The organism is Pseudomonas sp. B21-059 (assembly GCF_026016285.1).
Lineage (GTDB): Bacteria > Pseudomonadota > Gammaproteobacteria > Pseudomonadales > Pseudomonadaceae > Aquipseudomonas > Aquipseudomonas danubii.
The window spans coordinates 5,990,160-6,001,407 of record NZ_CP087201.1; the positions used below are offsets into that span (position 1 = coordinate 5,990,160).

General features: G+C 64.4%; 6 protein-coding genes. 2 read left to right on the plus strand and 4 right to left on the minus strand.

Features of this window, described 5'->3' with window-relative positions; translation table 11 throughout:
• The 4 genes from LOY69_RS26635 to LOY69_RS26650 are packed head-to-tail and all read right to left on the minus strand — an operon-like array spanning window position 1 to window position 7,760.
• Window positions 1-4,578: an alpha-2-macroglobulin gene (locus tag LOY69_RS26635; protein ID WP_320110042.1), complete on the minus strand. Its 4,578-nt coding sequence runs from the start codon at window positions 4,576-4,578 to the stop codon at window positions 1-3.
• Window positions 4,575-5,234, minus strand: coding sequence for a DUF1175 domain-containing protein (locus LOY69_RS26640; protein ID WP_102882362.1), 660 nt, complete (start codon window positions 5,232-5,234; stop codon window positions 4,575-4,577). Before LOY69_RS26640 ends, LOY69_RS26635 begins: the two co-directional genes overlap by 4 nt.
• On the minus strand, window positions 5,219-6,931 hold the full coding sequence (locus LOY69_RS26645; RefSeq protein WP_265073822.1) for a DUF2138 domain-containing protein: 1,713 nt from the start codon (window positions 6,929-6,931) through the stop codon (window positions 5,219-5,221). The genes LOY69_RS26640 and LOY69_RS26645 overlap by 16 nt, the downstream gene beginning before the upstream one ends.
• A gap of 37 nt (window positions 6,932-6,968) precedes the next feature.
• Window positions 6,969-7,760, minus strand: a complete 792-nt coding sequence (locus LOY69_RS26650) for a YfaP family protein (protein WP_265073823.1) — start codon at window positions 7,758-7,760, stop codon at window positions 6,969-6,971.
• A 594-nt stretch (window positions 7,761-8,354) separates the two neighbouring features.
• Here LOY69_RS26650 and LOY69_RS26655 point away from each other — a divergent pair.
• Window positions 8,355-9,926: a BCCT family transporter gene (locus LOY69_RS26655; RefSeq protein ID WP_265073824.1), complete on the plus strand. Its 1,572-nt coding sequence runs from the start codon at window positions 8,355-8,357 to the stop codon at window positions 9,924-9,926.
• Window positions 9,923-11,224, plus strand: a complete 1,302-nt coding sequence (locus tag LOY69_RS26660; protein WP_123390307.1) for an OprD family outer membrane porin — start codon at window positions 9,923-9,925, stop codon at window positions 11,222-11,224. The genes LOY69_RS26655 and LOY69_RS26660 overlap by 4 nt, the downstream gene beginning before the upstream one ends.
• The last annotated feature ends 24 nt before the right edge of the window (window positions 11,225-11,248 follow it).

Consider the following 11,248-nt stretch of genomic DNA (forward strand, 5'->3'; position numbering starts at 1 on the left):
TTATTTGACCGTGACCTGACCCAGTGCCGGCGTACGTTCCTGGGCCTGATGCTCTGGCGCATACACCTGGTAGTAACGTGCCGCAGGCAGGTTGAACTGGCCCTTCTGGGAGAAGCGGATCAGATGCCGCAGACGCACTTCGCTGTTGTCGTTCAACGCATCCAGCGGCACCGCGTAACTCATCTGCCCGGGTTCAAAACGCGCTTTTTCCAGGGACGCCGCTTCAGTGCCCGCAGGACCGGCCAGCTTGATACCCCAGGTGGTGCGCTCGACATCGGCGCCCGGCGGCAACGGCACTTCCAGCATGCCGTACAGCAGCGGCCGGTTGCCCTCGTTGGCAATGATCACTTCGTCCAGATACAGGCCGTCACTGGCGATCGGCTTGTTGCCCACCGGCTCCAGCTTGAAGGTGAAGGCTTCATCCCCGGGCACCAGGCGCAACAGGCGACGGGTAATGTTCACCGGCGACGGCGTGCCCATGTCCAGCTTGCTCAGGTAGCTGACCGAGGCCTGCAGCGGACGCTCCGGCACCTTGTCCAGGGTCAGCACGGCCGGCAACTGCGGCCCTTGCCACTGCCAGTAGCGTTCGCCGCTGGCGCCCTGCTGCTGTTGCCAGCCCTGCCCCGGATTCAGGGCCTCGGCCGGTGCCGACTGGGCCACGCTACGCTGCAGCCAGGTCAGGGCCAGAGCACGGTCCAGGGTCGGTTGCGATGGCAGCAGACGTTGCAGCAATGCACGCGCCGTCGCTTGATCGAAAGGCTTCAAGGACAGATTCATTGCCTGAGCGAACGGCTGCGAGCTGATATCGACCTGCTGCTGTGCCGCCTCCAACTGCGCCACGAAGGCTGGTGGCGGCGTGACCTTGGCGTCTCGCGCCAGGGCGGCTGTCAGCACCCGGGCGCTGGCCAGGCCGAGGGCCGAATCCGGGTCCACCATCACCAGGCTGTCGCTGCTGTCGTCATCCATGCTGGCAGCCGGACCGGCCCCCACCTTGGCCAGGTCGTCCATCAGTCCCCTGACCAGAGTATTGATCGGCAGGTTCATCTCACGGGCGAAGGACAGGATCAGCGCCCGTTGCAGCAATGGCGTGCTGCCGGCCTGCTTGGCATAGACCTCCAGCACCCGCTGCCAGTGTTCCGGCGGCAGGTTCAGGTCCATGACCTTGCTGGCATTCCAGTCAGCGTAATAGGCATAGGCGGTGAGGAACGCATCCGGTTCGGCGTCTTCGCCCCACCAGGTGAAGGCTGCTTGCGGCCCGGCCATATGCACCAGGCGCAGGCGACTGTTCTGCATGATCAGGCGCAACCGATCACGGATCTGCGGGTTACTGGCCAGCGCCGGGTAGGCAACGCTCAACGGCAGCAACTGGCTGGCGGTCTGCTCGACGCCGCCATAGGGGTATTCCAGCAACCCATCCAGGGCCGAACGGAACAGCGCTTGCGGGCTGTCGTCCAGACGCAGGCGAATCTCTGCGGCATCGGCCGGCAGGCCCAACGGCGTCGTGGTGCTGACCACGTCCAGGCTCTGGGTTTGCACCGTCTGCCAGCCGGCCGCGCTGCTCACCAGACGCACAGCCAGGGCGTCCACAGTCTTGCCGCCCTGCACCAGCTCGGCGCTCCACTCGCCATTGCCCGGGGCAATGGCCGGCAGCGCCACATAGTTGATGCCGCTGTTCAAGGTCAGCGGCAGGCGCTGGGATTCCCCGGCGTAATGAATCACCAGCTCGGCCTTGACCGGTTGTTCGGACTGGCTGAAGGCAAATACCCCCAGGTCCGGCTTGTCGCCGCTGCGGAAGCGGCTCGGGCCGCTCCACTTCAGGTACAGAGCCTTGTCGGAACGAACGAACTGTTTCTTCTGCCCCACTTGGCCGTCATCGGCGATGGCCCGAGCGGTAATGCGCCAGCGGGTCAGGGAATCCGGCATGCGGAAGGTGAAACGCGCCTTGCCGCTGCCATCGGTCACCAGCTCCGGCTGCCAGGCGGCGGTGTCGACGTCTTCACGACGTGGCCGCTCCAGCACCTTGACCCCACGCTCGCTGCGATTGGCCTTGCCCGGGGCCGTCGGGCTGCCCGGCAGGGCCACGTCGTAGCTGATGAACGACAGGCTGGCGCTGGTGCGCACGTTGTTGCGCCGAGGGTGGTAGAAGAACTGGTCGATGCTCGGCGCTACTTCCGGCTGCAACGCGTAGACCATCTCGTCCACCACGCTGACGGTCAGGTGCGCCGGCACCGGCTTGCCGGCGAACTGGGTGGACAGGTCCACGGTGACCAGGTCACCCGGCTGGTACTTGTCCTTGTCGGTGTGGATGGCCACATCGATCTGCGGTGTCAGCACCTTGATCCCGGCATTCTGGAAGCTGTACTCGCCGCCCTTGGTGTAGAGCACAGAGAACGTCAGGTTCGGTGCGAAGTTGTCCTTCACCGGCACCCGGGCGCGGTACTGGGTAGGGCTGAGTTTTTCCACCTTCAGCCAGTCGCCGCCCTTGGACAGCAGCGCCGTGGCTTCGACCTTGTCGCGCTCCAGCGACAGCAGCGCATCGTTGATCGGCTCGGGGAAGGTAATCAGCGCCAGGGCTTCGTCACCGTTCTTGTATTCGGCCTTGTCGAGAACGATTTCCACGGTGCCCGGCACCGCTTTAACGCCTTCGCCGGTGACCGAGTGGCTGGTGCCGCCCAGTACTCGGTCGTGCTCGTCCTTCAGGGTCAGGTTGTAGGTGCCGGGACGCTCGAAGGCCAGGGCAAAGCCCTTGTCGGCCTCGCCCAGCTTGCCCTCACCGGTGGACTGGTCTTCCAGGCGCACCCAACTGTAGCGGCTGGGGGAAACCTTCTGGCTCTGCTCACCGGTGTTCTGGTTGACGTAGCTGAACTGCACCTTGTCGCCAGCAGCGCTGAAACGCTGCGGTGCACTCAGGCTGAAGCTCGCCGCGCCCCGCTCGATGAGGATTTCCTTGGTGGTCTTGACCCGATAGGCCGCGCCGTCGCTGGCGAACACGGTGAGCATGTAGCGGCTCGGCTTGCTGGCCGCCGGCAGATCGAGGGTGGCACTGCCCTTGGCGTCAGTGGTCAGCTCGGCACTGGTCAGTTCCACCGGGAACTGGCCCATGTACTGCAGTTCGTTGTCCACCATGGACAGCTGCTGGGCCCGCAGGCTCAGTTGCAGGCGCGCATTGGCCACCGGCTTGCCGTCCGGATAGAGCAGCACCAGGTTGCCCTTCACCGGCTCGCCGGTCTTGAAGTCCGGCTTGGCCAGGCTCAGGGCAATCTCGAAGTGCGGCTTGATGTATTCGGCCACGCGGAAGGCGCTGCTGTAGACCTGGTCCTTGTAGGCAAAACGCAACTCATAACCACCGGCCACGGCATTTTCCGGCAGTTGGAAACGGCCTTGGGTGCCAGACTTGGAATCCAGATTCAGGGTCAGGTTCTGCAGCGCGGTGCCGGCGGCATCCAGCACGCTGACATTCACCGTGCCGGCACCCGGCTGCACCGAATCCCGGGCGTTCTTGAACTCGCGGCCGACGATTTTCAGCGATACCCAGTCCCCCGGGCGATACAACGGCCGGTCGGTGAACGCATAGAGCTTGGTGTCGTAGATTTCGCTGTCGTAATAGAAGTTCTCAGAGACGAACACCCCGCCTTCCTGGTCCTCGCCGATCACGTAGGAGCGCTCCGGGCTGACGTGTTTCAGGCGCACCAGGCCCTGTTCGTCAGTGGCGCCGCTGTTCATCACGCCCAGGCCGTCGGTCCACAGTACGTTGACCTTGGGCACGGAGTTGCCTTCATGCTTGCCCGCGGCCCAGACCAGCAGCTCATCGCCGGCAATCTTGCTCACCGCCACGGTGTTGGAGACGAAGACCATGGTGGTCGCACGGTACTTGCCCACCAGGGCTTCCACCAGGTACAGGCCCGGCTTGAGTTGCCCCAGCGGGATGTAGACGTTGCCCGGCGCGACGTTGATGAACTGGCTGGAGGAACCGGACAGGTCAACCCCGGCCGGCGGCTGGATCGGCTTGGCCTGCCACAGCGGATAACGGAACTGGGTCACCAGCGGCAGCCCCGGAATCAGGGCGAATTGCGGTTGGGCGTCATAAGGCGTCGGCGCCAGCATCGAATTGCCGACCTTCAATTCCGGCACCTCCTCGGTCACCTGCTTGCGTGACTCGTAGGAGAAGGCGCGCTGCATCACCCGGCGGGATTTGCGATACCAGTTGTCCCACAGGTAGGCCAGGGTGTTGGACAGGCCCTCGCCCTTGAACTGGCCGTCACTGACCACCCGGTGCAGGTTCTTCTGGCGCTTGAGGAAGTCCAGCGGCTGGTTGATCCGGTACACCCGGATGTCCGCGCCGCCGTAGGGCTCCATGCGAAAGCGCCGGTAATCCCGACCCGGGGCCTCAAGGCGCACCATGGCCTGCTCGTCGCTGGCAAAGCTGCTGTCGGCCAGGAGGAAGAAACTCTCGCCGGAGACCGCCGCGTAATCGCTGGACGGCACCGAGTCTTCGGCATTGACCAGGCTCGCGGGGGCCGCGAGGGTCAGAACAACAGTCAGTCGAAACAGAAAACGCCACATACGCGATTCGCTCATTGGGTGAGGAAGTTCAGTCGATAGATGCCGATGAAGTTGGGGTTGGCGGGGTCGGGTATCCATCGAGTGTCCTTCCATGTCATCAGTTGCTGCACGCTGGCCGAGCGCATGCCGTTGTCGGTGGGGGTGGTGGTGCCGGTGTGATAGGCGATGTTGCGGCCCATCCAGATCATCAGGTGCTGGTCGTCGCCCTGGTCGAAGAACAGCAGGTCGCCGGGGCGCGCCTGGCCCAGGTCACGGCTGACCAGATGGCTGTTGAACTGGATCAGCTTGATGGCGTTGACGTAGGGCCCGGTCTGGCCGCCGCCCTGCTGCCACTGCTGGGCCAGGCCACGCTGGCCTTCGCTCAGTTGCAGCTCCGGCGGCAGGTAGCGATTGGACATGCCGTTGGCCCGCAGCCATTTGCTGTCGTGGGCCTTGAGCGCTTCGTTGGCGGCAAAGCGCACCAGGCCGGCGCAGTCCTGCTGGTACCAGCGCGGGCTCGGCCCTTGACTCAGTTGCTCCTGGGCGATGCGCACGAACCAGGCGCGAAACACCTGGGACTGCTGCACGTCCAACGGCGGCGCCTGGGTCGCGCCCACGGCGTTGCTCAGCAACAGGGCCAGCAGGCCGAGACTGCCCAGGCTTTTGCGCCATGCACTCACAGTGCGCGCCATTGCAGGGGCAGCCATTGCCAGTGACCGTTGGGCTCGCTGCCTTCGGGCAGAGTCAGGGCGTACTTGCCGTAACCGCCAAGGGTGCGCAGCTTGGGCACCAGGTAGGTTTGCGCAGCGTTGTTGAACACCGGCTCCATGTCCTGGGGCAAGCTGTCGAAGGTTTCCTGCTGGATCAACTGCGCCAGGGATTGCGGGCCCAGGTACACCGGCATCAGTGCATCCTTGGGTACCACATCGGCCAGGGGCGGGAAGCGCTTATCCAAAGTGTCCAGGGCCTTGCTCACCAGCTTGTCGTCCAGGGAGAACACCAGGGTCGAACCATGGCGAGCCAGGCTGACCTGCATGAAGGCGCGGCCGGTGATGGCTTGCGGGTCCTTGGCTTCCTTGGCCGGGTACTGACCGAAGTTGGAACTGACCTGGCGCTGCCACTGGCGCACCTCGCCGTTCTGCTGCTCGACCACGGGGAAGATGCGCTCCGGCACCTTGCTTTCCCGAGCCCCGACCATGGAACCGAACAGTTTGCCCAGTTCCCCATCGAGCTGGGTGTTGTCCTTGTCCTTGAGGCTGGCCACCAGCAGCGGCGTGTACAGCCGCGAGTCGGCGTACCAGCACAGGCCGGCGGTGCCGGCCATGTGTTCAGTCAGGCTGCTGGCCACCGCCTCTTCGGCACCGAGCTTGACCAGCAGCGGTTTCTGCTGCTCCGCTGCCAGGGGCAACGCCACGCAGGCACTGGCGCCCATGGGCATGGCCTGCCAGATCGGCTTGAAGTCGAAGGCCGGCTGGTTGTCCTGCTCTTGCATGGCCAGGTAGCTGTGCCAGCCCTGGGCGTCCATATCGAAGCGCAGGCCGGCGAAGTTGGGGATGAAGCGCTGGTAACCCATGGCCAGGACACTGGAGTTGACCGCCAACCGCTGCTGCACTTCAGGCTTGCGCGCCTCCAGGCCAAAGGCTTCGGGGAACAGTTTGTCACCGTTGAGCAGGGCTTCCAGGGCAGCGGTGGAGACGGCGCCGTGCTCATCGTCGGCACCGCTGCTCAGGTCATACAGCTTAGCCGGGTTGGACAGCACCACCAGTTTGTCGCCGTGGGAAGCGAACGCCAGGGATTTACCGGCGTTGTAGTTCAACTGGTAGAGGGTCACCGCATCGCCGCCGACCTTCAGCTCAGCCAGCTTGCTCAGTTGCGTGTCGTCCAGGGCAACCTTGGCCAGGGGCTCCAGCAGCTTGGCCAGCCCGCCACGATCCATCACCAGCAGGAAATCCTTGAGGCGCCCATCGACACCGCGCCACAGCGCCACATCCGCCGGCTGGTCGAACAGTTGCTCGATCAGGTTGTCCTGCAATTTCAGGTCATGCTCGTAGATGATCCGCCGCAGGCTGCCGATCAGGCCCAGGCGGTCGGCGTGGGCCTGGTAATAGAAGACGAAGTCTTCGGTCAGGGTTTCCTTCAGGAAAGGCACCGCCAGCAGGTCCTTGGGCAGTTGCGTCAGGGAGTGGGTTTCCAGTAGCCCGTCGGGGCGACTCAGGCCCAGCTTGTCGCCGGCCAGTTCGGCCACCGGGGTCTTGGGCTTGCAGCCCACACCCGCGACTGCGGCGGCGACCAGACACAGGCCCGCGACCAGTGCTGGCCAGCGCCGTTTGCTACCGGGTTGAACAGGGCCGGGAACGCCGGCCGCCGGGGATGCTGTGTTTTCGCTCATGATTCACAAAGCCCAATTCATCCGTGGTGCGGGATGTTCAATAGTTGAAAGACTTGACCAGCAACAGGTCGCCGATGGCCCGCATGGGCACGATAAAGGTCTCGCGTTTCTCATCGACGGTGTTTTCGTTAAGGATCAGGTTGATCTGCGAGGTGATCACCTCGTTCTGATTGCTGCCTTCGTCGAAGTTGTACCCGCCACCGCCGAAGTTGCCCCAGTAGTTGACGTAGATCAGATAGGTGCCCCGCAGCGGCGCGGTCATGGTGAACATTTCCGGGCCCGGCCCGTCGACGCCGTCCGGGTCCAGGCCGCCGCCGTTGGTCAAACCGGGATGACCGAAGAACGCGTGCTGACCGTCGGGGGTGATGATGTGCATGTCCAGCTCGGCCTTGGGATCATCCCAGCCCAGCACCACGCGAATGCGTGGGGGCGTCTTGTTCTGATTGGCTTCGTAGAATTGCACGCGCTTGAGGGACTTGCCCTCGGAGCTGCGCACTTCGACGCTGTTGGAGCCGGCACCAAACGCATAAGGGCGAGCGAAGCGGCCCTGTTCGTCGGTGTAGAGGTTCAGCGGATTGCCGTTGACCGACAGGCTATGGGGCTGGCGCAAGTGACCGATCGCCTTGAGCTGGCCCTCGATCAGGGTGCGGTTGCGTTGAGTGCCGCGGTCGATGGGTGGCGTCGGATAGGCCACCCGGTCCTGCTCGGTGCGGTCCAGCAGTCCGGAATAGCGCCAGCCGGCCAGGGGTTCCTGAAGTTCGGCGGAAGGTTCGGCGAACACCGCCCCTGCCACCAGCAAGGTCAGCAGGAGGGAGGATAAAACGCGCATGTAATGCGTCCTGCCATGCATGGGAAAACCCTGGCGCCAGATCCTCGGCGCGGCTGCAAATATTCAGAAAGAGTGCCCGGCGACAAAGGGCGCTGGAAAGGCCGCAGATTAGCGACTTGGCGCCTGTTGCACAATTGGCGAAAAGGGATTTTGCAAGGCAATCGACACCCTGCTGAAGTCCGCTCCGCAGGTGCCACTACGGCGACATTATCCGCGCCGAGAAAGGTGGCCATACGCCACCAATTGCGCACCTCATCAGCCGACAAGAAAAACCCTTAGTTCAAGTACGAATCTGCCCCAGAGGCCCCCTCTCTCCAGCACTCGCAAGCGTCCGGCCGCCAACCACCGACGGCTGCCGATCGACCCTGCGGCAAGCGCTCTGGAATGCCTGTTGCACCAATCGGCCCGGCCATCGCCCATGGCAGCCAGGGGCCATCGCGCATTCCCTCAGGGAATGACCCCATACCCATTAGTCGATTGCTACAGCGCACCACTCAACGCTTATCTAAGAACGCCGCAGCGTTGCACCGCGGCGCCCTGTGATTGCGGCCTCGCCTGGCCATAAAAAAGATAAGCAACGGGAGTGCCTCACTGATGAAGTATCCGTTAAGAGCCTGGGTCTTCTGGCCCACCTTTCTGATTCTGCTGGCGGCGGTGATCGCCAGCTACCTTGATCTGCAGGGTTTCCTGGTGGTGAGCAGGCAGCTCAACCGGATCATCCTCGACAACTTTTCCTGGCTGTTCAGTGCCGGCAGCTTCTTTCTCCTGGTACTGACCGCCATCGTCTACTTTTCGCCCCTGGGGCGGGTGCGCATCGGTGGCGAAGACGCCAAGCCCCTGCTGAGCAAGCCGCGCTGGTTCATGGTGGCCCTGTGCACCACCCTGGCGGTCGGCGTGCTGTTCTGGACCACCGCCGAGCCGCTCTATCACCTGTATGGCCCGCCCTCGAGCCTGAACATCGAAGCCGGCAGCAGCGAGGCCAAGCACTTCGCCATGTCCAGCATGTTCCTGCACTGGACCCTGACGCCCTACGCCATCTATCTGGTGCCCTCACTGGTGTTCGCCCTGGTTTTCTACAACCTGCGCGGCCACTTCTCCATCGGCGCCATGCTGCAACCCCTGCTTGGCGCAGCATGGGTCAAGCGCCATGCCGGACTGATCGACACCCTGGCGATGTTCGCCCTGGTGGCGGGCATGGCCTCTTCCCTGGGCACCGGCGCCCTGACCCTGTCCGGTGGCCTGAGCCAGTACATCGGCGGTGACACCACGCCGCTGCGCCTGGGACTGATCATCGCGGTGATCGTCGCCACCTTCGTGTTCTCCGCCGCCAGCGGCTTGCAGAAGGGCATCGTCAAGTTCTCCACCTTCAACACCTGGATCATGCTGGCCCTGGGGCTGTTCGTTCTGGTCTGCGGGCCGACCCTGTACATCCTCAGCCTCGGCATCGAGTCCTTCGGCACCTACCTGCAGACCTTCTTCGGCCGCAGCCTGTTCACCGGCGCGGCCAGTGGCGACAACTGGCCCCAGAGCTGGACGGTGTTCTACTGGTCGGTGTGGTTCGCCTGGGCCCCGGTGAGCGCCATGTTCCTGGGCAAGATCGGCCGTGGCTATACCGTGCGCGAATTCATCCACATCTCCATGCTCTACCCGGCGCTGTTCACCGCCCTGTGGATCTGCATCTTCTCCGGCAGCAGCCTGTACTTCGACGCCCAGGGTGATGGGGTACTCAACCGTGTGCTCAACGAGCAAGGGGTGGAGCATGTGCTGTACCAGGTGTTCCAACAGCTGCCGGCGAGCGGCCTGATCATTGCCTTCCTGCTGTTCATTGCCTTCATCTCCTTCGTTACTGCTGCCGACTCCAGCACCGATGTCATCGGCAATCTGTGCAGTCGCGGGGTCACCGCCGACTCCGATCTGGACGGCAGCCCGCTGCTCAAGGTGATCTGGGGCGCGATCATCGGCTGCGTGTCCTGGGTGATGGTGGCCTACGTCGGCATCGGCGGGGTCAAGATGCTCTCCAACCTGGGCGGCCTGCCGGGCATGCTGATTGTCCTGCTCTCCAGCAGCGCACTGATCATCTGGATGAAAAACCCGTCCTTGCTGACACCGCCGCTGCCAGCGGAAGAGCTCGGGGAAAGCCACTCGCCACGAGGGCCTACCCCATGAACGTCCGTCTCCTGATCCTTGGCGGCCTGGGCCTGACGCTGCTCTGCCCCGCGCTGGCCCACGCCAGTCAGGCGCAATCCCGGGGCTTTGTCGAAGACAGCCGAATCAACGGCCTGGTGCGCAACAACTACCGCAACAACGACCATCGTCAGTTGGACCTGGATGCCCGCGAGTGGGGCCAGGGCCTGCAGCTGGACTACGCCTCCGGCTACACCCAGGGCACCCTGGGCTGGGGCCTGGATGCCCATGCCTATTTCGCCACCCGACTCGACAGCGGCGGTGGCCGGGCGCGCACCATGATGCTGGTCAGCGACAGCGACGGCAGCAGCCGCCGGGAATCGGCCACTGCCGGGGCCGCGCTGAAAATGCGCCTGTCCAATACCGAGCTGAAGTACGGCGACCTGCGGCCACAGACCCCGGTGCTGGCCCTGGCCGACAACCGGCTGATGCCGGCCACCGCCACCGGCCTGGCCTTCAGCAGCCGCGAGGTGGAAGGCCTGTTGCTGGAGGGCGGACACTTCACCGCCTCCCGGGACTTCAACCAGACCGGTCATCGGGGCGGCTTCCACGCCGGCTACGCCAGGGTCGAGGGCGGCGACGCCAGCTATCTGGGCGGCACCTACCAGTTGCATCCGCAGGTGGGGCTGGGGCTCTACAGCTCGCGCTACCAGGACCTGTGGCGCCAGCACTACGTCAACCTCAACCTCGACCAGCCCCTGGACGCCGAGGAGCGGCGCAGCCTGAACCTGGACCTGCGGCTCTATCGTTCCCTGGACGATGGTAAGGCCCTGGCCGGGGATATCGCCGTAACGGCCTGGTCGGCGGCGCTGGCCCTGAAGGATGGTCCGCACACCGTGACCCTGGCCCACCAACGCATCCATGGCCAGCAGCCCTTCGACTATCTGGCCCTGAGCGGCGGCGGCTTCCACGGCTCGATCTACCTGGCCAACGCCTCGCTGATCGCCGATTTCAACGGCCCTGGTGAGCGTTCCTGGAGCCTGGGCTACCGACTCGACCTGGAGCACCTGGGCCTGCCCGGCCTGTCCTTCGGCACCCGCTACATCCGTGGCAGCCATGTCGACGGCCGGCGGATCCCCAAAGACAGCCCCTACCGCTACTACGCCGACAAGGAGCGCCAATGGGAGCGGGACATCGACCTGAGCTACCGGGTGCAGAGCGGCGTCGCCAAGGACCTGTCCCTGAGCCTGCGCCAGGGCACCTACCGCATTAACGGAACCTCGAACGGCGATGTCGACCACATCCGCCTGGTCACCGAGTACCCCTTCAGCCTGCTGTGATCCACCGCGCTCGGCCCGGTGCCG

Excerpts from the sequence above, each read along its gene's own strand:
- LOY69_RS26635 (WP_320110042.1), bottom strand. The coding sequence starts at position 4,578 with ATGAGCGAATCGCGTATGTGGCGTTTTCTGTTTCGACTGACTGTTGTT.
- LOY69_RS26640 (WP_102882362.1), bottom strand. The coding sequence starts at position 5,234 with ATGGCGCGCACTGTGAGTGCATGGCGCAAAAGCCTGGGCAGTCTCGGC.
- LOY69_RS26645 (WP_265073822.1), bottom strand. The coding sequence starts at position 6,931 with ATGAGCGAAAACACAGCATCCCCGGCGGCCGGCGTTCCCGGCCCTGTT.
- LOY69_RS26650 (WP_265073823.1), bottom strand. The coding sequence starts at position 7,760 with ATGCGCGTTTTATCCTCCCTCCTGCTGACCTTGCTGGTGGCAGGGGCG.
- LOY69_RS26655 (WP_265073824.1), top strand. The coding sequence starts at position 8,355 with ATGAAGTATCCGTTAAGAGCCTGGGTCTTCTGGCCCACCTTTCTGATT.
- LOY69_RS26660 (WP_123390307.1), top strand. The coding sequence starts at position 9,923 with ATGAACGTCCGTCTCCTGATCCTTGGCGGCCTGGGCCTGACGCTGCTC.